General features: G+C 71.1%; 20 protein-coding genes and 1 pseudogene. 14 read left to right on the top strand and 7 right to left on the bottom strand.

Going from position 1 to position 20859, the window contains the following annotated elements; genetic code table 11:
- Positions 1-262 precede the first annotated feature (262 nt).
- On the bottom strand, positions 263-949 hold the full coding sequence (locus tag C9J87_RS01470; RefSeq protein WP_107704535.1) for a winged helix-turn-helix transcriptional regulator: 687 nt from the start codon (positions 947-949) through the stop codon (positions 263-265).
- 105 nt (positions 950-1054) lie between these two features.
- Here C9J87_RS01470 and C9J87_RS01475 point away from each other — a divergent pair, with 105 nt between their 5' ends.
- The 3 genes and pseudogenes from C9J87_RS01475 to C9J87_RS20530 all read left to right on the top strand — a co-directional run.
- A complete protein-coding gene (locus C9J87_RS01475) occupies positions 1055-1417 on the top strand; it encodes a peroxiredoxin-like protein (RefSeq protein ID WP_010834600.1) in 363 nt (120 codons plus the stop codon).
- Between the two features lie 44 nt (positions 1418-1461).
- Positions 1462-2706 (top strand): geranylgeranyl reductase family protein, encoded by a 1245-nt coding sequence (locus C9J87_RS01480; protein ID WP_107704536.1) that lies wholly within the window; start codon positions 1462-1464, stop codon positions 2704-2706.
- Positions 2707-2756: 50 nt separating this feature from the next.
- Positions 2757-3194: pseudogene (locus C9J87_RS20530) on the top strand (lysophospholipid acyltransferase family protein); the annotation flags it as partial.
- A gap of 142 nt (positions 3195-3336) precedes the next feature.
- On the opposite strand, the gene C9J87_RS01490 reads toward C9J87_RS20530, so the two are convergent.
- Positions 3337-4554 (bottom strand): acyltransferase family protein, encoded by a 1218-nt coding sequence (locus tag C9J87_RS01490; protein WP_157953080.1) that lies wholly within the window; start codon positions 4552-4554, stop codon positions 3337-3339.
- 48 nt (positions 4555-4602) lie between these two features.
- On the opposite strand from C9J87_RS01490, the gene C9J87_RS01495 reads away from it, so the two are divergent.
- The 5 genes from C9J87_RS01495 to C9J87_RS01515 all read left to right on the top strand — a co-directional run bounded on the left by C9J87_RS01495 (position 4603) and on the right by C9J87_RS01515 (position 10164).
- Entirely contained in the window at positions 4603-5487 is an 885-nt protein-coding gene (locus tag C9J87_RS01495) for an NUDIX hydrolase (protein WP_107704539.1), read from the top strand.
- Positions 5484-6755 (top strand): hydroxyacid-oxoacid transhydrogenase, encoded by a 1272-nt coding sequence (locus C9J87_RS01500; protein WP_107704540.1) that lies wholly within the window; start codon positions 5484-5486, stop codon positions 6753-6755. Before C9J87_RS01495 ends, C9J87_RS01500 begins: the two co-directional genes overlap by 4 nt.
- Before the next feature lie 101 nt (positions 6756-6856).
- On the top strand, positions 6857-8089 hold the full coding sequence (locus C9J87_RS01505; protein ID WP_107704541.1) for a class I SAM-dependent methyltransferase: 1233 nt from the start codon (positions 6857-6859) through the stop codon (positions 8087-8089).
- The gene (locus tag C9J87_RS01510) at positions 8082-9107 is read left to right on the top strand and encodes a hypothetical protein (RefSeq protein WP_107704542.1); all 1026 of its coding nucleotides are present in this window, start codon (positions 8082-8084) and stop codon (positions 9105-9107) included. The genes C9J87_RS01505 and C9J87_RS01510 overlap by 8 nt, the downstream gene beginning before the upstream one ends.
- Positions 9108-9162: 55 nt before the next feature.
- Entirely contained in the window at positions 9163-10164 is a 1002-nt protein-coding gene (locus tag C9J87_RS01515) for a DNA topoisomerase IB (protein ID WP_010834607.1), read from the top strand.
- Here the strand turns inward: C9J87_RS01515 and serC are convergent.
- Positions 10161-11282 carry a phosphoserine transaminase gene (serC, locus tag C9J87_RS01520; RefSeq protein WP_010834608.1) on the bottom strand — a complete coding sequence of 374 codons (1122 nt, stop codon included), beginning with the start codon at positions 11280-11282 and terminating at the stop codon, positions 10161-10163. The genes C9J87_RS01515 and serC overlap by 4 nt on opposite strands.
- An 83-nt stretch (positions 11283-11365) precedes the next feature.
- On the opposite strand from serC, the gene C9J87_RS01525 reads away from it, so the two are divergent.
- Positions 11366-11902 carry a GNAT family N-acetyltransferase gene (locus C9J87_RS01525; protein ID WP_107704543.1) on the top strand — a complete coding sequence of 179 codons (537 nt, stop codon included), beginning with the start codon at positions 11366-11368 and terminating at the stop codon, positions 11900-11902.
- Positions 11903-11955: 53 nt separating this feature from the next.
- Positions 11956-12531 carry a hypothetical protein gene (locus tag C9J87_RS01530; RefSeq protein WP_010834610.1) on the top strand — a complete coding sequence of 192 codons (576 nt, stop codon included), beginning with the start codon at positions 11956-11958 and terminating at the stop codon, positions 12529-12531.
- Between the two features lie 7 nt (positions 12532-12538).
- On the opposite strand, the gene C9J87_RS01535 is transcribed toward C9J87_RS01530, so the two are convergent.
- A complete protein-coding gene (locus tag C9J87_RS01535; RefSeq protein ID WP_010834611.1) occupies positions 12539-13219 on the bottom strand; it encodes a hypothetical protein in 681 nt (226 codons plus the stop codon).
- A 123-nt stretch (positions 13220-13342) separates the two neighbouring features.
- Positions 13343-14446, bottom strand: a complete 1104-nt coding sequence (locus C9J87_RS01540; RefSeq protein ID WP_010834612.1) for a citrate synthase 2 — start codon at positions 14444-14446, stop codon at positions 13343-13345.
- A 137-nt stretch (positions 14447-14583) separates the two neighbouring features.
- Here C9J87_RS01540 and C9J87_RS01545 point away from each other — a divergent pair, with 137 nt between their 5' ends.
- From C9J87_RS01545 to C9J87_RS01560, 4 genes are all read left to right on the top strand, one after another.
- Positions 14584-15102, top strand: a complete 519-nt coding sequence (locus C9J87_RS01545; protein WP_010834613.1) for a hypothetical protein — start codon at positions 14584-14586, stop codon at positions 15100-15102.
- Positions 15099-15752, top strand: coding sequence for a pyridoxamine 5'-phosphate oxidase (gene pdxH, locus C9J87_RS01550; protein ID WP_010834614.1), 654 nt, complete (start codon positions 15099-15101; stop codon positions 15750-15752). The genes C9J87_RS01545 and pdxH overlap by 4 nt, the downstream gene beginning before the upstream one ends.
- A gap of 435 nt (positions 15753-16187) precedes the next feature.
- Complete coding sequence (locus C9J87_RS01555; RefSeq protein ID WP_332248894.1) at positions 16188-17807, top strand: MDR family MFS transporter; 1620 nt, start codon at positions 16188-16190, stop codon at positions 17805-17807.
- Positions 17804-18259: a MarR family winged helix-turn-helix transcriptional regulator gene (locus C9J87_RS01560; RefSeq protein WP_107704544.1), complete on the top strand. Its 456-nt coding sequence runs from the start codon at positions 17804-17806 to the stop codon at positions 18257-18259. Before C9J87_RS01555 ends, C9J87_RS01560 begins: the two co-directional genes overlap by 4 nt.
- Positions 18260-18265: 6 nt before the next feature.
- Here C9J87_RS01560 and C9J87_RS01565 read toward each other — a convergent pair whose 3' ends face one another.
- Together C9J87_RS01565 and C9J87_RS01570 are read right to left on the bottom strand one after the other, a co-directional pair.
- The gene (locus C9J87_RS01565) at positions 18266-19849 is read right to left on the bottom strand and encodes a glycoside hydrolase family 13 protein (RefSeq protein WP_010834617.1); all 1584 of its coding nucleotides are present in this window, start codon (positions 19847-19849) and stop codon (positions 18266-18268) included.
- Positions 19846-20640 carry a hypothetical protein gene (locus C9J87_RS01570; RefSeq protein ID WP_107704545.1) on the bottom strand — a complete coding sequence of 265 codons (795 nt, stop codon included), beginning with the start codon at positions 20638-20640 and terminating at the stop codon, positions 19846-19848. Before C9J87_RS01570 ends, C9J87_RS01565 begins: the two co-directional genes overlap by 4 nt.
- Positions 20641-20859: the final 219 nt, after the last annotated feature.

Raw genomic sequence — 20859 nt, forward strand, 5'->3', positions numbered from 1 at the left:
TCCATCGTCGTAGAGCCCCGGTCCCGCTTCGGCGGGGCCGGGGCTTCGTCGTTTTCCGGGCTCGGTCACCGGCCGACCCGAAGCGGTGAGTGACCCACATTTTGTCCGGCGAAAAGGTGGGTGTGCCACCTGCCCCTGGCGTGGCGTGCGGGACTCGCCGAGAGGCCGGTGCGCCAGCCACATTCGAGCGCGGTGGAATGTGGCTCACTCACCGCTGGGGTACGGCGACGGCGCGGCGGATCGACGTCTCGACTCAGAACGCTCAGGTGGGTACGGCGCTGGGCACACCGCCGAGGACCGGGTGACAGCCCAGCCACACCGGGAAGCGGCTGGCCAGCCCGGGCGGGCCGAGGAGGGAGATCGTCCCGTCGGCCACGGCCTCGGCCATGGTGCGATCACCCATCCAGACCTCGGTCAGCGCCCTGAGCTCCGCCTCGACACACAGGTCGACGTCGCGCTGCGGGTCGACCAGGCACAGGTCGATCGCGTTCTCCTCGACCACCAGCCAGTAGCGCGTCTTGCGCGGCGGACCGCCGCGGATCCGGAACTCGACCACGGTCGGCCGCTCGGCCAGGCCCGCGGGGACGAGCATGCGGCGCATGTCCCACATCAGCAGCGACGGGTCGAGCTCGTCGACGCCGTAGCGGCTGCGTGCCCAGCGCTGGCCCCAGACCCCCATCGCCTCGATGATCGGGTAGAGCTCCCAGCCGGCGGGCGTGAGGGCGTAGGTGATGTCGCGCCCGTTCGCCGTACGCTCCGCGACCCCGGCGAGGACGAGCTGGCGCAGGCGCTTGGTCAGCAGGCCGGGGGAGATGAGCGGCACCCCGCGCTGGATCTCGCCGAAGCGCGCGCTGCCGCACATCAGCTCGCGCAGGACCAGCGGCATCCACCGCTCGCACAACAGCTCGGAGGTCTTGGCCACCGGGCAGAACTGACCGTAGGTCGGCATCCTCCGACGGTAGACCCGCAACGGCGCCCTCGCTACAGAACGTGAAGTGCGGAGCGAAGCGCCCAGGACCTCCACTGGGTTCCTCACCACTCACAGGAGGAAGCGATGGGCAAAGCAGTCATCTCACTCACCACCGGGCTGGAGGACGCGGAGAAGGTCACCGTGGCATTCCTGGTCGCGGTCGGCGCGGCCGAGTCGGGGCGCCCGACACTGATGTTCCTGGCCAAGGAGGCGGTGCGGCTCGCGTTCGCGGGGGTCGCGACAGCCACCGCCTGCACCGGCTGTCCGACGCTGGAGAGCCTGATGGAGCGGTACGTCGCGGCGGGCGGCACCTATCTCGTGTGCCCGATCTGCGTGGACGCGAAGGGCCTCACGGACGGCGACCTGGTCGATGGCGCGAGCAAGGGCGGCACGATCCCCATGTGGGAGTGGATCGGCGACGAGGGGGCGACCACGTTCAGCTACTGAACCCGGATTCACCGGGGGTGGGTGCCGGCTGAGAGAATCCCGGTGTGACGACACCCACCTCGACCGACGTCCTCGTCGTCGGCGCCGGCCCGGCCGGCTCTGCTGCCGCGGCGTGGAGTGCGAGGGCCGGCCTCGACACCGTCCTGGTCGATGCGGCCGTCTTCCCGCGCGACAAGACGTGTGGTGACGGGCTGACGCCGCGCGCGATCGCGGAGCTGGGCAAGCTCGGCCTGACCGAGTGGCTGCAGGCACACACGGTCAACCTCGGGCTGCGCGCGCACGGCTTCGGCCAGACGCTGCTGCTGCCCTGGCCGGCGCTGCCCGACAGCGACCTGCCGGCGTGGGGCTCCGCCGTGGCCCGCACCGAGCTCGACGACCACATCCGCACCGTCGCCATCAAGAGCGGCGCGCTGGCCCTCGACGGGGCGCGTGCCGTCGCCGTACGCATGGATGGCGACCGCGTCGCCGCCGTGACGTTCAGGTCGGGCGAGGACACCTTCGAGATCGAGTGCCGGCGCCTCGTCGTCGCCGACGGCGTCCGGTCGCCCCTGGGCAAGCTGCTGGGCCGCGAGTGGCACCGCGACACGGTCTACGGCGTGGCCGGTCGCTCCTACATCGAGTCGGCCATGTCCGACGATCCGTGGATCAGCTCCCACCTCGAGCTGCGCGGGGAGGACGGCGAGCTGCTCAGCGGCTACGGCTGGATCTTCCCCCTCGGCACGGGCGAGGTGAACCTCGGCGTCGGCACCCTCGCGACACTGAAGCGCCCCGCCAACATCGCGATCAAGCCGTTGATGGGCTTCTACGCCGAGCAGCGGCGTGAGGAGTTCCAGCTCTCCGGCGACCTGCGGGCGCCGACGTCGGCGCTGCTGCCGATGGGTGGCGCGGTCTCCGGCGTCGCGGGTGCCAACTGGGCGCTGATCGGCGACGCGGCGGCCTGTGTGAACCCGCTCAACGGCGAGGGCATCGACTACGGCCTCGAGACCGGACGGCTCGTCGCGGAGCTGATGGCGGACGGGGCGGACCTCGGGACGACGTGGCCGCAGGTCCTGCGCGAGCACTACGGCGAGGCCTTCTCCATCGCCCGGCGGCTGGCGGGTGTCGCGACGATGCCGCAGGTCGTGGCTGCCCTCGGCCCGGCCGGCATGCGCTCCGACTGGCTGATGACCCTGGCCCTGCGCTGGATGGGCAACCTCGTCGACGAGGCCGACCGCGACCGCGCTGCGCGGGTATGGCGCTGGGCCGGTCGACGCTCGATCGCGCGCGACGCCCGCCCGCCCTTCTCGTAGTCCGTGAGGCTCCGACCGATCCATCGCGGGGGCGACAACGAAGGCATGACATGACCGACGGCTGGTATCGCACCGCGAACGCGCTGGGACGACTGGCCCTCAGGGGACTCGACGTCGACGTCAGGGCCACCGGGCTCGAGCACGTGCCGACGACCGGGCCGGTGCTGATGGCCGCCACCCACGTCTCCTACCCCGACTTCATCTTCATCGAGAAGGCCGCGGTCATGCGCCGGCGCTACGTGCGCTTCATGACCCGGCACGACATCTGGCACCAGCGGCTGCTGGCCGCCCCGATGGATCGGATGCAGCACATCCCGGTCGATCGCGAGGCGCCCGCGGCGGCGTACCTCAAGGCCCGACGGCTGCTGCGCGAGGGCGAGGCCGTCTGTGCCTTCCCCGAGGCCGGCATCTCCTACTCCTACACCGTGCGCGCCCTGATGCGTGGAGTGGCGAGCCTCGCCCGCGAGAGCGGGGTGCCGGTGGTCCCGGTGGCGATCTGGGGCAGCCAGCGGATCTACAGCGTCGGTCGGCTCGACCACACCGGCCGCGAGCCCAGGCCGGACTTCACCCGGGGGCGACGTGTCGACGTCACGTTCGGTGAGCCGATGCCGGTCGCACCCGACGCGGACCTCACCGCGTCGACTCGGGACCTCGGCGTTCGCCTGACGGAGCTGCTCGAGGAAATCCAGGTTCGTCCGTACCACCGCCCACGGCCGGGGGAGCATGCGCCGTGGTATCCGTTTCACCTGGGAGGAGCGGCGCCGACCCGGCACGAGGCAAGGGAACTGGACTCGGTTCCACGCTCGGCGGTGCGGCCGTCGTGGGGGCCGGAGGTGTGCGGTCCTCCTGACCAGCCCGCTTGCGATGCTTCTCCCACGTGCCGAGAGGATTGACCAGCCACGACAGGTAGCGCCGTGACCAGGGGCTCGCCAGCGCCAGCCCCAGGAGCACGGCGCCGATCGTGGTGACCGCGAGTGCGGCGTACGGGTGGTCCCCGCTCCACTGGGTGAAGCCCTGTGCCTTGACCGTCTTGATCACGAAGCCGTGCAGCAGGTAGACGTTCATGGTGGCCGCACCCATCGCGGTGAACCACCCGCCGCGGCGCGGCACCAGCGCCATCACCGAGAAGGCGCCGATCAGCCCGACGGCCATCACCGAGAGCCGTGTCTGAGCGGCGGTCGCGACCTGCATGTCCAGGTCCTCGTAGCCGGCGTCGTACCAGAGGAAGGCGGTGCGGGCCCAGTCGTCGAGGTCTCGGGACAGCACCGCAATGAGCACGAGCGCACCGACCGCGGCGACCTTCACCCAGGGGTCGTCGAGGCGAGCGAGGTGTCGGGGCTTGAGGTGCAGGCCGAGCACGAAGAACGGCAGCAGGCCGAGGATCCGCGGGAGCATGAACCAGTCGAGCGTCCACAGTCCGCCGGCGAGGCTCACCACCACCGCCGCGGGCAGGAAGAGCCAGTGCCGCTTGAGGACCGGCGTCATCAACCGCCAGAAGAACAGGACGGGGAGATACCACATCGTCCAGTGCGGCTGGAGGTAAAGCAGCCCGGGCTCGCTCTCGCCGAGGCTGACGCGGTAGTAGTACAGCGCCGGCTCGAAGACGAGGTAGGGGATGACCAGGACGTAGAGCAGGCCCTTGAAGTGCCGCGGCGTCCATTCGAACGACTTCGAGAGGTAGCCGCTGATGAAGACGAACGCCGGGATGTGCCAGAAGTAGAGGAAGTCGTAGGCCCAGTTGCTGAAGTGGGTGTCCGGCAGCAGCCCCCAGGAGTGCCCGATCACGACGAGGGTCACCAGGGCCATCTTGGTGTTGTCGAGCCACGGGTCTCGCTGTGTTGCCGCCACGAGTGTCACGCTACGACAACGCTGGGGGGCCATGGCAGGTTAGGGCCCATGGGTTCCCTGCCGAGACGACAGCGCGTGGCGGCCTATGCCGTGATCATGCGCGTCACCACGGAGCCCGAGGTGCTCCTGTGCCGGCTCGCGCCGCGCGTCAGCCGCACCGAGCTGTGGACGCTCCCGGGCGGCGGTCTCGACCACGGTGAGGACCCGCGCGACGCGCTGCTGCGCGAGATCGTCGAGGAGACCGGCCTCGACGCGACGATCGGCGACACGGCCCACGTCTACTCCGCCCACCTGCCGCGAGCCTCGCGCGACGGCGTGATGACCGACTTCCACGCCCTGCGGATCGTCTACGACGCATGGGTGCCCTCGGACGCGCCCGAGCCGCGCGTCATCGAGATCGGCGGCTCGACCGTCGAGGCCGCCTGGCACCCGCTCTCCCGGGTGGCCGACGGGTCGCTGCCCGTGGTGGCGATGGTGGGGGAGGCGCTGGCCGACCACTCACCCTTCCAGCTGCAGCGGATCGCCGCCTACGCGCTGGTCCGCCGCGGGTCGGCGGTGCTGCTCACGCGGCTGTCGGGGCGCGCCCACCACACCGGCTCCTGGACGCTGCCGGGCGGCGGGGTCGACCACGGCGAGCGGCCTGCTGACGCGCTGGCCCGCGAGGTCGCCGAGGAGTGCGGGGTCGACTGCGAGGTCGGCCCGCTCCTCGACGTACACGACACGCACTTCTCCGGTACGGCGCCGAGTGGCCGTGTCGAGGACTTCCACGGCGTCCACCTGATCTTCGCCGCCACGGTGCTCGCCGACGCCGAGGCCCGCGTCGTGGAGGTCGGTGGCACGACCGACGCCGTGGCCTGGGTGGAGATCGCGGACATCGAGTCCGGTGCCGTGCGCGTCCTCGACCTCGTCCGACATGCCCTGGAGCTCTCATGACCGAGACCGTGTTCACCTACGCCGCCCCCGGACTGAAGTTCGGCACCGGCGCCTCGGCCGAGATCGGCCACGACCTCCACCAGCTCATCGGTTCGTCGACCGTCCGACCGCGGGTGCTGCTCGTGACCGACCAGGGCGTGGCGGCGACCGGGCACCCGGCGCGGATCGCGGAGCAGATCGGCGAGCGTGGTCTCGACGTCACCGTCTTCGACCGGGCCCGGGTCGAGCCGACCGACGAGTCGCTCGAGGAGGCGATCGCCTTCGCCCGCGACGGTGGTCCCTGGGCCGCGATCGTGGCCGTGGGCGGGGGCTCGGCGATCGACACCGCGAAGGCGGTCAACCTGCTGGTGACCAACGAGGGAGAGCTGTTCGACTACCTCAACGCGCCCGTGGGCGCCGGCCGGGCGCCGACCGCGCCGCTGCTCCCGCTCGTCGCCGTGCCGACGACCACCGGCACGGGGTCGGAGTCGACGACGATCTGCGTGCTCGACGTGCTCGCGCTCAAGGTCAAGACCGGCATCAGCCACGCCCGCCTGCGACCGACGCTCGCCGTCGTCGATCCGGCCCTGACGATGAGCCAGCCGGCGATGGTGACCGCGAGCTGCGGCATGGACATCTTGTGCCACGCGCTGGAGAGCTACACCGCTCGCTGGTTCGCCGACTTCGACGCCAAGCGCCCCGAGGAGCGGGTGCCCTACTGCGGCGCCAACCCGATCGCGGACATGTGGTCCGAGAAGTCGCTCTCGCTGCTGGCCGGCGCCTTCCGCACCGCCGTCCGCGACGGCTCGTCGGTCGAGGCTCGGGAGCAGATGGCGCTCGCGGCGACCTTCGCCGGGCTCGGCTTCGGCAACGCCGGCGTGCACATCCCGCACGCCAACGCCTACCCGATCGCCGGGCGCGTGCGGGACTACCGGCCCGAGGGCTATCCGCAGGACGAGCCGATCGTGCCGCACGGCATGGCTGTCTCTCTGACCGCGCCGGCGGCCTTCGCGCTCACCTTCGACGCCGCGCCCGACCGGCACCTGCGGGCCGCCTCGCTGCTCGGCGGGTCAGGCGCCGGACCTGATGCCCTGCCGTCGGTGCTGCGGTCGCTGATGCGGGACATCGCCATCCCCAACGGGCTGGCCGAGGTCGGCTATCTCGACAGCGACGTCGACGACCTGGTCGAGGGCGCGCTCAAGCAGCAGCGGCTGCTGGCGACCGCGCCGCGCGCGGTGACCGGCGAGGACCTGGCCGGCGTCTTCCGCGCGTCCATGGAGCACTGGTAGCGCCAGTAGACTGGGCAGGTGAACCCCCGCCACCGCCGTCTTGTCATCCCGGTCGCGTTGGGAGCACTCATCCTGATCGTCATCGTCGCCGCCCTGTTCTGATGGCGGCCCTGCCCCTCTCCGAAGCGCTGGACCTGGTCCGCGCCCTGCTGCTCGACCCCGAGGGCCTGGTCCGCGCCGTCGCCTCCGGTCGCCAGAAGGGCCAGCGGCTCCCACACGTCGCGGACCGCGACGTCCGCCGCGTCGAGCTCCGCCACGTCGACCTGAAGACCGGGCGCCACCTGCAGGTCGTGTCGTACGACGACACCCAGGCCCACACCGCGAACTTCGCCGTCGGCAGCGAGGCCGAGGCGGCGGTGGCCGTCCTCCTCGCCGAGCCCTTCGGCAACTGGCACGTCGACACGACGGACCGGACCCACCAGCTCCGGGTCACCAAGAAGCTCGAGGCGATCGTGCACACCCAGGACCGCGCCGAGGCGCTCACCGCCGAGCGCGGCCACGACCGCGACAAGCAGCGGCTCCTGGCCGAGGACGACCCGGTGCTGGTCGCGCTCGGCATCTCGGACGCACAGGGGCGGATCAAGCCCACGCGGCAGGCGAAGTACCGCCAGGTCGAGGAGTTCCTCCGGCTGCTCGACAGCTCGATCACCGATGCCCTCGCCAAGGGCCACCTGCGCCGCCCGACCGAGGACGAGCCGCTGCGGGTCGTCGACCTGGGCTGTGGCAACGCCTATCTCACCTTCGCCGCGCAGCGCTACCTCAGCCACGTGCGCGAGCTGCCGGTGCGTGTCACCGGCGTCGACGTCAAGCAGCAGTCGGCCGACCACAACACCGGGGTGGCTGCCACCCTCGGCATCGACGCCGACTTCGTCGTCGGCACGATCGGCGAGGCCGACCTCCCGCAGCCGCCCGACGTGGTGCTCGCGCTGCACGCCTGCGACACCGCGACCGACGACGCGCTGGCTCGCGCGGTCGGGTGGGGAGCCGGGCTGGTGCTCGCCGCCCCCTGCTGCCACCACGACATCGCGGCCCAGCTCCGCAAGGCGACCACGCCGGCGCCGTACGCCCTGCTCACCCGGCACGGCATCCTGCGGGAGCGCTTCGCCGACACGCTCACCGACGCGCTGCGCGCCTCGATCCTGCGACTGGCCGGCTATCGCGTCGACGTGGTCGAGTTCGTCGAGAGCGCGCACACGCCCCGCAACACGCTGCTGCGCGCCACCAGGGTCGGTGAGCGCGCGCCCGCGGACGTGGGCGAGGACTACGACGACCTCGTGACCACGTGGGGAGTGACCCCGAAGCTCGCCGACCTGGTGGAGCTGGACCGTGGCTGAGCGCCTGCTGCGCGGGCTCGGCGCCCTCGCCGTCCTCGCTCCGTTCGTCGTCGGGCTCACCGCCGCGGGCGCGGACCGCGACGGCGAGGAGGTCTTCCGCTTCCTCGACTCCGAGATCGTCGAGTCCAGCGGGCTGGTCCTCGAGGATGACCGAGCCCACACGATCAACGACTCCGGCGACACTGGCCGTGTGTTCACCGTCGACGTCGCGACGGGCGAGACGGTCGGCGTCACCTACTGGGCCGACGGCCCCGACGACGTCGAGGCGCTCGCCCCCGCGGGCCCCGGTCACGTGTGGGTCGCCGACATCGGTGACAACACCGCGTCGCGCGACTCGATCGAGGTCACCCGCGTGCCGGTCGGCGACGGCGAGCGGACCGTCGACGAGGAGACCATCGACCTCGTCTATCCCGACGGCCAGCGTGATGCCGAGGCGCTGCTCGTGCACCCCGTCACCGGTCGGTTGTACGTCGCCACGAAGGGCTTCTTCGGCGGCGAGCTCTATGCCGCGCCTCCCGAGCTGGCTGACGACGCCCCCAACATGCTGGGACTGGTGGGGGAGACCGCCGGCATCGTCACCGACGGCGCGTTCTTCCCCGACGGCGAGCACCTGGTCCTGCGGACCTACACCAACGCCGTCGTCTACTCCTTCCCCGCGCTCGAGCAGGTCGGCGCCTTCGACCTGCCCAGCCAGCAGCAGGGGGAGGGGATCGCGGTTGCCTCGACACGGGCCGTCCTGCTCAGCAGCGAGGGCCAGCAGGCACCCGTGCTGCGCGTGCCGCTGCCGGCGTCGATCCGCTCGGTGCTCTCGGCCACGGCCGGCCCCACGCCGTCGCCCCTGGCCTCGTCCTCGACCTCGCCCTCCGCGACGCCCGCCCCCGAGCCCGAGGGTGGAGCCAGGGCGGTGGACGACCTGACGGAGGCTGCCGGCGACCGCAGCGTGTGGTGGTGGGTCGTGAGCGGTCTGCTCGGTCTCGGTGTGCTGGTCGTGCTGGTGCGCGCGCTCAGGCCGCGCTGAGCCTGCCGCCCCGCGGGTGAGGCGACGGAGCGCGGCGCGCGGCTAGCGTGCGAGCATGCCCCGCCTGCGCCGTACCTCCCCGGACCAGAAGGGCTGGTCGCGCCGGCGGGCGGGGAAGGGCTTCACCTACCTCGACGAGCACGGCACGACGCTGACCGGCGAGGACCGGCAGCGCTGCGTCGACCTCGTCATCCCGCCCGCGTGGACGGACGTCTGGATCACGCCCCACGCCAACGGGCACCTGCAGGCCGTCGGCACCGACGACGCCGGGCGCCGGCAGTACCTCTACCACCCGGACTGGCGCACCAGCCGGGACGCGGCGAAGTTCGAGCGGCTGATCGACTTCGGCAAGGCACTGCCCCGGACCCGCGAGCGGGTGCTGGCGGACCTGCGCCGGGACGGCATGCCGCTCGAGCGGGCGTGCGCCATCGCCGTACGCCTCCTCGACCTCGGCTGCTTCCGCATCGGCAGCGACTCCTACACCGAGACCAACGGCAGCTTCGGCCTGACCACGCTGCGCCAGGAGCACGCGAGGCTGCGAGACGGCTCGCTCACCTTCTGCTTCGTCGGCAAGTCGGGGGTCGAACACAGCATCGAGATCGACGATGCGCCGACCATCGCCGCACTCGACGTGATGCGCCGGCGTCGGGGCGGCGACGAGCTGCTGGCCTGGCGCGACGGCAGGACGTGGCGCAGCCTGGACCCGGCGCAGGTCAACGACTATGTCCGGGACGCGACGGGGATGGAGGCCACGGCGAAGGACTTCCGGACCTGGCACGCCAGCGTGCTCGCCGCGCTGGCGCTCGCCGAGACCGACGAGCCGGGCGAGACCAAGGCGTCGCGCAAGCGCGCCGAGTCAGGCGCGATGAAGGAGGTCGCGGAGTTCCTCGGCAACACTCCCGCCCTGGCCAGGTCGGCGTACGTCGACCCGCGGGTCATCGAGGCCTACGAGTCCGGCCGCACGATCACCAACGCGGCCCGTCGCTCGTTCAGGACCTCTGACGAGCGGCAGGCCGCGCTGGAGCGTGCGACGTTGCGGTTGTTGCGGGAGAGCTAGAGCTGGCCGACGACGTGGTCGATGGCCGCGGTGAGCTTCTCGACGTCGGAGGGGTCGACCGCGGGGTACATCGCGATCCGCAGCTGGTTGCGGCCGAGCTTGCGGTAGGGCTCGGTGTCGACGATGCCGTTGGCGCGCAGCACCTTGGCGATCTCGGCGGCGTCGATCGCGTCGTCGAAGTCGATGGTGCCGATCACCAGGGAGCGCATGCTCGGGTCTTCGACGTACGGCGTCGTGTAGGCCGTCTTCTCGGCCCAGCCGTAGAGCGCGTCGCTCGAGGCAGTGGTGCGCTCGACCATGCCGGCGAGCCCGCCCTGGGCGTTCATCCAGTCGAGCTGCTCGGCCATCAGGAAGAGCGTGGCGACCGACGGGGTGTTGTAGGTCTGGTTCTTCGAGGAGTTGTCGATCGCGGTCGGCAGGTCGAAGAACGCCGGGATGTGGCGGTCGGTGCCGGCGATCTCCTCGGCGCGGGCCAGCGCCTTGGGCGACATCAGCGCGATCCACAGGCCGCCGTCGGAGGCGAAGCACTTCTGCGGCGCGAAGTAGTAGGTGTCGACCTGGGTGAGGTCGACGGGCAGGCCGCCGGCGCCGGAGGTGGCGTCGACCAGGACCAGCGCGTCGTCGGCCGCACCGGCAGGACGCAGGCAGGGCGCCATGACGGCGGTGGAGGTCTCGTTGTGGGCCCAGGCGTAGACGTCCACGCCCTCCTCGGCGACCGGGTCGGGCCGCGAGCCGGGCTCGCTCTTGATCACGCTCGGGTCGGCCAGCCACGGGGCGTCGGCCGCGGCCTTGGCGAACTTGGAGGAGAACTCACCGAAGGTGAGGTGCTGGCTCTTCTCGCGGATCAGGCCGAAGGTGGCGATGTCCCAGAAGGCGGTCGCGCCACCGTTGCCGAGGACGACCTCGTAGCCCTCGGGCAGGCTGAACAGCTCGGCGAGGCCCTCGCGGACCCGGCCGACGGTGTTCTTCACGGGGGCCTGGCGGTGCGAGGTGCCCATGAGGGACGAACCGGTCGCGGCGAGCGCGTCGAGGTGGCTGGTCTGGATCTTCGAGGGCCCGGCGCCGAAGCGGCCGTCGGCGGGCAGAAGGTCGGCGGGGATCGTGATGGCGTCGGTCACCGGTGGTGCCTTTCCTGAAGGGGCTGAGGAGAGGAAATCCTGACGACGCTGTCAGCGGCGCCAGCCTCTCATACGATGCCAGCATGCGTCCTCTCAGCGTCTCAGGCGGACTCGACCTGCGTCAGGTCCCGATCGGTGATCCGGACGCCCAGGCGTTGATCGAGAAGGTGCAGGACGAATATGTCCTGCGCTACGGCGGTCGCGACGAGTCCCCGATCGACCACGCCGAGTTCGTGGCGCCGCACGGCGCCTTCTTCGTCGGCCACCTCGAGGGCCGGCCGGTCGTGTCGGGGGCGTGGCGTCGCCGTACCGACGTCGAGCTGGGTGGCACGACGAACACGGCCGAGATCAAGCGGATGTACGTCGCTCCCGCCGCCCGTGGCCTCGGGCTGGCCCGCCGGATGCTCGCCCACCTGGAGGACACCGCGCAGCAGGCGGGCGTGGCGGCGATGGTGCTGGAGACCGGCTCCAAGCAGCCGGAGGCGATCGCGCTCTACGAGTCCTCGGGCTACTCGGCGATCCCCGGCTTCGGGTTCTACCGCTGCGAACCCCTGAGCCGCTGCCTCGGCAAGGTGCTGGACGTGTCGGCGTGTCCAGCCGACACGCCGCACCACGAGTAGTTTTTTGCCCCTTTCGTCCCCACAGTCCCATCCGCACGCCTAACCTCGTCCTCGTGCGCAAGGGACTGGTGGTGCTGGTGACGGCTGCGCTCGTGGCCTGCCTGACGACCGTGCGCGCGGATGCCAACTACGTGATGCCGGTGGACGGCTATGCGAGCTACCAGCCGCAGAAGGCGTGCGCGCGCAAGGACAAGCCGGGCACGGTCGCGCTCGGCCAGTGGCTGGCGGCCCGCGGCGGCGCCTACGGCGGCACGCTGCGCGACTGTCGCAGCGGCGGGCAGTCCGAGCACAAGGACGGTCGGGCCTTCGACTGGACCCTGGACGCGACCGACCTCGATGACGAGGCCACCGCGGAGGCCTTCATCACCGAGGTCTTCGCCGACGACGAGCTCGGCGACACCGACGCGCTCGCGCGGCGGATGGGCATCATGTACGTCATCTGGGACGACAGGATGTACGCCGCGTGGGACGGCTTCGAGCCGAAGCGCTACCTCAGCTCCGGCTGCCGCTCCCGCAAGACCTGCTCGCCCACCCTGCGCCACCGCGACCACATGCACATCTCGCTGAGCAAGGCCGGGGCCAAGGCCCTGACGAGCTGGTACGTCGAGCGCGCAGCCGTCGCCGGCTGAGGACCGGCTACAGAAGCCCGACGACCAGGCCGAGCACGAGCGCGCCGACGACGATCGGCACGGCGACGACCAGTGCGCCGCGGTTGAGCGCAGCCATGACCTGGTTGGTGACCATGCCGTCGATCCTGTTCTCGAGCCGGTCGCTGGTGGCGTCCCAGTCGACGTCGTTGCCCGAGGTTGCGGCGAGCTCAACGGCAGCGATGGAGCCGACGCGCTTGTAGACCTGCTTCTTGGCGAACGCGCTGACGAAGCCGAGGACGCCGGAGCGCTCCTTGCCGAGCAGCTTGGCGGCGCCGATCACGCGGCTGGAGGCGGCGTCCAGGGCGTTGCCGCCGATGCCACCGGTGACGCGGTCGCCCGCGCGGGCCACGTCGAGCACGCCCTCGAGCGCGTGCGAGGCGAGGTTGGCCTCGTCGTTGGCGGCGACGATCGCCGCGCCGGCGGCGCGGTAGATCCCGAGGTAGACGGAGGCGACCGTGGTCGCGATGGTGATCAGCACGGCCATCAGGAGGACGCGCAGCCACGAGTCGGACAGGAGGTAGACCATCGTGCCGACGACCAGGGTCAGGACGGCGCCGAAGATCGTGCCCTTGACGGCGGTCTGCACGACGCTGCCGGCCGTGGCCCTGAGGGACGCGACGAGGGAGTCCTCGACGACCTGCTTTGCATTGCTGAGCGCACCGGCCATGGGATCTCACCTTTGATGTTCTCGTGGAGTTGAGCGAAGTATCCACCGGCTGATGCGGAAACAGCGGTATTTCGCAGCCACGTGGTGACTGTGAAATACCGCTGTCTCTCGTGACGAACGGACCTACTTGGCCCAGTCCTCGCTCCAGCCGTCGACCTCGCTGGCCGGGCGGGCAGCCGGGCCGGTGTAGATCGCGGACGGCCGGATCAGGCGACCGGTGCGCTTCTGCTCCAGGATGTGCGCCGACCAGCCACCCGTGCGGGCGCAGGTGAACATCGAGGTGAACATGTTGGCCGGCACCTCGGCGAAGTCGAGCACGATCGCGGCCCAGAACTCGACGTTGGTCTCGAGGACACGGTCGGGACGACGCTCGCGAAGCTCGGAGAGCGCGGCCTTCTCCAGCGCCTCGGCGACGGCATAGCGGGGAGCGTCGAGCTCCTTCGCCGTACGCCGCAGCACGCGGGCACGCGGGTCCTCGGCGCGGTAGACGCGGTGGCCGAAGCCCATCAGGCGCTCGCCGGAGTCGAGGAGGCCCTTGACGTACGCCGTGGCGTCGCCCGTCTTCTCGACCTCCTCGATCATGGTGAGCACGCGGGCCGGGGCGCCGCCGTGCAGCGGGCCGCTCATGGCGCCGATCGCACCGGAGAACGCGGCCGCGACGTCGGCGCCGGTGGAGGTGATGACGCGCGCGGTGAACGTCGAGGCGTTCATGCCGTGCTCGGCAGCCGAGCTCCAGTAGGCGTCGATCGCCTTGACGTGCTTGGGGTCGGCCTCGCCCTTCCAGCGGACCAGGAACTTCTCCGCGAGCGAGGAGCCCTCGTCGACGATCTTCTGCGAGACGACCGGCTTGTCGAGCCCGCGGGCCGACTGGGCGGCGTAGGACAGGACCATGACCGCGACGCGGGCGAGGTCCTCGCGGGCCTGCTCGTCGGTGATGTCATAGGTCTGGCCGAAGCCGAACTGCGGCGCGAGCATGGCGATCGCGGCCTGGACGTCGACGCGCACGTCACCGGTGTGCACCGGGAGGCTGAACGCCTCGGCAGGCGGCAGGCCGGGGGCGTAGGAGCCGTCGATCAAGAGGCCCCAGACGTTCTCGAACGGCACGCGGCCGACGATGTCCTCGATGTCGACGCCGCGGTAGCGGAGCGCCGATCCTTCCTTGTCGGGTTCGGCGATCTCGGTTTCGAATGCGACGACACCTTCGAGCCCGTGGTGGACCTCAGTCATGCGGCAGACGCTCCTTTGCGTATGGCGTAGGCCCGCCTCAGATGGTCTCGCGAGCCGACTAATTGTGCACCCGAGGGGCGAGCGCGTCATCACCGAGGCCCATTCCCGGCACCCGCTCGGCGGTCTAGGGTGCGGCCATGGACCTGGGATCGATCATCGGCAAGCTCGACGGAGGCGGCAGCGACCTGGCCGACCTCCTCGAGCTCCTCACCAACAACAAGGAGCAGCTCGCGATGCTCGGGCGACTGCCCGACTACCTCGAGAAGATCGCCACCGGTCTGGCCGGCGCGGGGGAGCAGGCGAAGTCGGCAGCGGTCTCGCTCGTCGGTGACGACGGCACGTCCGGGCTCAAGGGCACCCTGGCCGACTCCAGCGACGCCCTGGCCGGCATCGTCACCTCCATCGGCAACGGTGCCGCTCGCATCGCCGACGCGGCCGAGGCCGCCGCCCGGGTGCCGCTGATGGACGGCCCCGCCGCGCGGCTGGCCAGCGCGGCCGAGGAGATGAGCGGGGCGACCGAGCAGCTCGGCAAGCTCGCCACGGCCATGGACTCCATCGGCGACACGCTCGCGCAGGTCGGCGCAGCGCTGGCCAGGCTGGGTGACCATCTCGACGACTCGGGCACGCAGGCCCGGGGCTTCGCCGAGCTCGGATGACCGGTCGCGATCCGGACGACCTCGCGGCGCTGAGGGCGGAGTACGCCGACGGCGGGCTCGACGTCGGCGACCTGACATCCGAGCCGGTGTCGATGTTCCGGCGCTGGCTCGGCGAGGCGCTGGACGCGGGGCTGCACGAACCCAACGCGATGGTGCTCAGCACCGCCGGCGCGGACGCGCGCCCGTCGTCGCGGATGGTGCTGCTCAAGGGCCTCGACGAGCGCGGCTTCGTGCTCTTCACCAACCACACCTCGCGCAAGGCCGACGAGCTGGCGCTCAACCCGCAGTGCGCGCTGCTCTTCCCCTGGCACCCGCTCGAGCGGCAGGTGCGCATCGAGGGGACAGCTCGCGTGCTCGAGCGTGAGGCGGTCGAGGCCTACCACCGCACCCGCCCGCGCGGTGCACAGCTCGGCGCCTGGGCCTCGCTGCAGTCGCAGCCGGTCGCGTCACGTGAAGAGCTCGCGGCGGCGTACGACGAGGTGACTGCGCGCTTCGAGGGGCGCGACGTGCCGGTGCCGGAGCACTGGGGTGGCTACCGCGTCGAGCCGGAGACGGTGGAGTTCTGGCAGGGCCGGCCGGGCCGGATGCACGACCGCCTGGTCTACGAGCGCGACGGCGACGGCTGGCGGATCCAGCGCCTGGCCCCCTGAACTGGGGCAAACAAATGCGTTGAGCACTCCCGCATCCGGGCGTACGGTTGCGGCACACGGAAAGGAGGTGGTCCGAGAAATGAAGTCTTTTCGGATGAGTGAGGTGGCTGCCCGCTAGGCAGCACCAGTCGTCGACGTACTGCCGGCGAATCCAACGCAGTCACCCGACCCGCAGGCCCCGGAATTCATCCCCCGGATCGCCCCCCATGAGGGGCAGGCCTGCGGGTCGCTGCCATTTCTGCTGGAAACCTCCGCAACCTTCGATTCCCCCGCCTCTGCGGGGGAATCGAACGTTCCGGGGTGTTGCAACACCCAAGAAGGTGACACAAACCCCGAGAGGCCACCCCGCTTGGCGTCGCCGAGGATGGCGGATCCACGCCGCTCAGGAATATAGTTGTCGACGACAACCTTATGTCCAGCATGAATCGAGCGTCCGTGACGACCCCTGCAGCACCCCCGAGCGCCGAGCAGACCGGGGAGATGACCCACCGCGAGGTGATGGAGGCCCTCAGCGGACTCCTGCTCGCGATGTTCGTCGCGATGCTCTCGAGCACTGTCGTCTCCAACGCGCTGCCGGCCATCGTCACCGACCTCGAGGGCAGCCAGACCGGCTACACCTGGGTCGTCGTCGCGACCTTGCTGACGATGACGGCGACCACCCCGATCTGGGGCAAGCTCGCCGACCAGTTCTCCAAAAAGCTGCTCGTGCAGAGCGCGCTCGTGATCTTCTCCATCGGCTCGGTGATCGCCGGCCTCGCGCCCTCGATGGAGGTGCTGATCGGGGCCCGCGCGATCCAGGGCCTCGGCGTCGGCGGCCTGACCGCCCTCGTCCAGGTCGTCATCGCGACGATGGTCTCGCCGCGCGAGCGCGGTCGCTACAGCGGCTACATCGGCGCGGTCTTCGCCCTCGCGACGGTCAGCGGTCCGCTTGTCGGCGGCCTGCTCGTCGACAGCGTCGGCTGGCGCTGGTGCTTCTTCTCCGGCCTCCCCGTCGCGCTCCTCGCCTTCGTCGTGCTGCAGAAGACCCTGCGCCTGCCGACCATCAAGCGCGAGGTCACCATCGACTACCTCGGCGCCACGCTGCTCATGGGTGGTGTCTCGCTGGTGCTCGTGTGGGTCTCGCTGGCGGGCAGCCAGTTCACCTGGACCTCCGCGACCAGCCTCGTCCTCGTCGCCGCGGGTCTGGCCGTGATCGTCGGCGCCGTCCTGGTCGAGGCGTACGTCGCCAAGGACCCGGTCATCCCGCTGCGCCTGTTCAAGGACCGCACGACCACGCTCGCCACCGCCGCCTCGGTCCTGATCGGGGTCGCCATGTTCGGGGCGACGGTCTATCTCTCGCAGTACTTCCAGCTCGCGCGCGGCATGTCACCCACTCGCGCGGGGCTGATGTCGATCTGCATGGTCGGCGGGCTCCTCGTCTCCAGCATCATCTCCGGGCGGCTGATCACGAAGACCGGCAAGTGGAAGAAGTTCCTCATCGGCGGGATGGTCTTCGTCATCGTCGGCCTGGCCCTGCTGGCCACGATCGACGACACCACCAACCTGGCCCTCGTCGGTGTCTTCATGGCGGTGCTCGGCCTCGGCCTGGGTGCGACCATGCAGAACACCGTGCTGGCCGTGCAGAACAGCGTGGCCGCGGCCGACCTCGGTTCGGGCTCCAGCGTGGTCGCGTTCTTCCGCTCGGTGGGCGGCACGATCGGCGTCTCGGCCCTGGGGGCCGTGCTCAGCCACCAGGTCTCCGACCACGTGCGCACCGGCCTGGCCTCGCTCGTCCAGGCAGGCACCGTCACGGAGGACCAGCTCGCGGCGCTCGGCGCCGACTCGCACTCGATCCCCGACCTGGACACCCTCTCGCCGCCCGTGCGGCAGGTCTTCGAGCACGCCTTCGGCGAGGCGACGGGGCACCTGTTCCTGATCTCGCTGCCGTTCGCCGTACTCTCGCTGCTCCTGTTGGTCTTCATCGAGGAGAAGCCCATGCGCACCACCGTCCTGCGTGACGACGAGATCGCCGCAGCCGCCGCGCCCGAGGCGACGCCGTCCGGAGTTGGGCGATGAGCTCTCTCGACCGCGAGCGCACGATCCTCGACCTCGAGGTCGAGATGGCGGTCCTGGTCCGCCGGATCAAGCGCGTCATCAGCGAGCGCGCCCAAGCGATCCACCCCGACCTGACGTCGACGGGCTACCTGGTGCTGGCCTACATGAATGAGCACGGACCGGTGCGGGCGTCCGAGGTCGTCGACGCCTTCAACCTCGACAAGGGTGCTGTCAGCCGGCTCGTGCAGACGGTCGTCGACCTCGGCCTCGTCAGCAAGGAGCGCGACCCCGACGACGGTCGGGCCTGGGTCGTCAGCCTCACCGACGAGGGCAGGCAGCGCATGCACGACCTCGCGACCGTGCGCCGCGCCCGCCTCGGCCGCCGGCTCGAGGGCTGGTCGGACGCCGACCTGAACGCCTTCGTCGCGACGCTCGCGCGCTACAACACCAGCCTCGACGAGGACCAGGACTAACCGGGACTAGCGCAGCCAGACCGCCGTGTTCGCCGGCAGGTCGCCCTCGACCGGCCCGCTCGCGATGACGACCTCGCCGGCCGGCAGCGGCACTGCCGCCGAGCCGCAGTTGAGCACGACCGTGACGTCGCCGCGCCGGAAGGCGAGCACGTCGCTGCCGAGATCGGGGAGCAGCTCGACGTCGGCCCCGGCGCCCGCGAGCACGGCTCGGCGGGTCGCCAGCGCCGTACGGTAGAACTCCAGCGTCGAGCCCGGCTGACCAGTCTGGGCCTCGGCCGTCAGCGGCGCCCAGTCGGCAGGCTGGGGGAGCCACGGCTGTCCGGTCCCCGGTCCGAAGTCGTACGGCGCTGCGCTGCCGCCCCAGGGCATCGGCACCCGGCAGCCGTCGCGACCGACCTCGCCCGTGCGGAACCACGACGGGTCCTGACGGGCGGCCGGCGGGACGTCGACCTGCTCGAGACCGAGCTCCTCGCCCTGGTAGAGGTAGGACGCCCCGGGCAGCGCCAGCATCGTCAGGGTGGCGGCCCGGGCACGCGCCAACCCGACGGCGCCGCCGCCGTAGCGCGTCGGGTGCCGCACGACGTCGTGGTTGGACAGCACCCAGGTCGGCGCGGACCCGACGGGCTCGACCGCCGCCAGGGTGCCGTTGATGACGTCCGCGAAGGCCGCCGCCGACCAGTCCGCGAGCAGCCAGGCGAAGTTGAACGCCTGGTCGAGCTCGCCGGGCCGGACGAAGGCCGCCATGGACGCCGGCGTCTGGGTCCAGGCCTCCGCGACGGCCATCCGGTCGGGGCCGTACTCGTCGAGGACCTTGGCCCACCGACGGTAGACGTCGTGCACCTCCGGCTGGTCCCACATCGGCTCGTCCTTGAGCTCACGGCTGACCATCGAGTGGTCGGTGTTGACCTGTCCCGAGGTCGCGGTGATGCCCTCGGGCAGCACCTGGTCGCGCAGCGAGGCCTCCTTGAACAGGCCGTGGGCGACGTCCACCCGGAAGCCGTCGACACCGCGGTCGAGCCAGAAGCGGAGCACCTCCTCGAAGAGGTCGCCGACCTCGGGGTTGCGCCAGTCGAAGTCGGGCTGGGTGGTGTCGAAGAGGTGGAGGTACCACTGGTCGGTGTCCCCGACCCGGGTCCAGGCGGGACCACCGAAGACCGACGCCCAGTTGTTCGGCGGGGCCTCGCCGTCGTCGCGCCCGGTCCGGAAGATGTAGCGGGCCCGCTCGCGCGAGCCGGGCCCGGCGGCCAGCGCAGCCTGGAACCACTCGTGCTCGTCGGAGGAGTGGTTGGGCACCAGGTCGACGATCACCCGCAGCCCGAGGTCGTGGGCCTTCGCCAGCAGCGTGTCGGCGTCGTCGAGGCTGCCGAACAGCGGATCGATGTCGCAGTAGTCGGCCACGTCGTAGCCGTGGTCGCGCTGCGGGGAGGTGTAGAACGGCGTGATCCAGAGGGCGTCGACGCCGAGCTCGCGGAGGTAGGGCAGCCGCTCGGTGATGCCGGCGAGGTCGCCCACACCGTCACCGTCGGCGTCCGCGAAGGAACGGACGTAGACCTGGTAGATGACGGCGTCGCGCCACCAGCTCCCGCTCATGGCCGGACACCTCCGAAGGCGGCCGGGTCGACCGCGATCCAGATGTGCTCGGCGCTCGCGACGATGCGCGAGTCGGCGTCGTAGAGCGTGGCCGAGGTGAAGGTCTTGCGCCCCTCGGCGCCCCGCTTGGCTCCCACCACGACGTGCTCCTCGCCGATCACCGGCAGGGTGTCGATGCGCGCCGTCATCCGTCCGAGCACCATCAACCGGTCGGTCAGGTCGCCGGCCCACCCGCCGACGCAGTCGAGCGCCGCCCAGGTGGCGGCCACCGAGGCGCGCGCCGGCGTGTCGACGTAGGTGTGGTAGTCCTCGTTGAGGCTGGGGTGGGGACGCCAGGTCGCGGCGACCCGCTCGCCGCTCACCACGCCGGGGAAGATGCGCAGCCCGTCGCCCTCCTCGCGCCCGGTGCCGCAGGCGAAGCAGGTCGGGAACGGGTGGAAGCGGTGACCTGCGTACGTCGCCTCGGCGGCCCGCGCCTCGTCGGGACCCACCGGGTCGACGTCCGCGAGGGCCGGCTCGCCCTCGTCCGGGAGGCGCCGGGCGCTGGCGATCACGACGCCACCGAAGCTCGCGCTCGTGACGCCGTCCTGCTCGGTGAGCAGCATGGGGGAGTCGAGCGGCGGCGGCTGGCGCAACGAGACCTCGACGGTCGGCCACTCACCGGCGCGGTTCTCCGGGCAGGCCAGGGCCAGGTGGGTCGCCAGCGCACCGGCGGTCCACCCTCCGTTGCCCGAGTCGGGAGGTCCGCAGAAGCGGCGAGGGACGAGGAGCTGATCGGGGATCTCGTTCACGCTTCGCCACTGTGCCGCACTAAGGGCGTGTCTCTCAATCCCATGGCCTGCTGCGCGCCGCCCGGCACGCACGCTGGCTGCGTTGTCGTCAGTCGCCATGACTCCGTCATGTCTCCCTCCTCCGCCTTCCCATCGCACGCCCCGGACGACGCTCGCGACGGCCGAGGATCGAGAGACACGCCCCATCAAGTCCTGCCAATCCGGATGGGTAAGAATGGG

Source organism: Nocardioides allogilvus (assembly GCF_003047285.1).
Classification (GTDB): Bacteria; Actinomycetota; Actinomycetes; order Propionibacteriales; family Nocardioidaceae; genus Nocardioides; species Nocardioides allogilvus.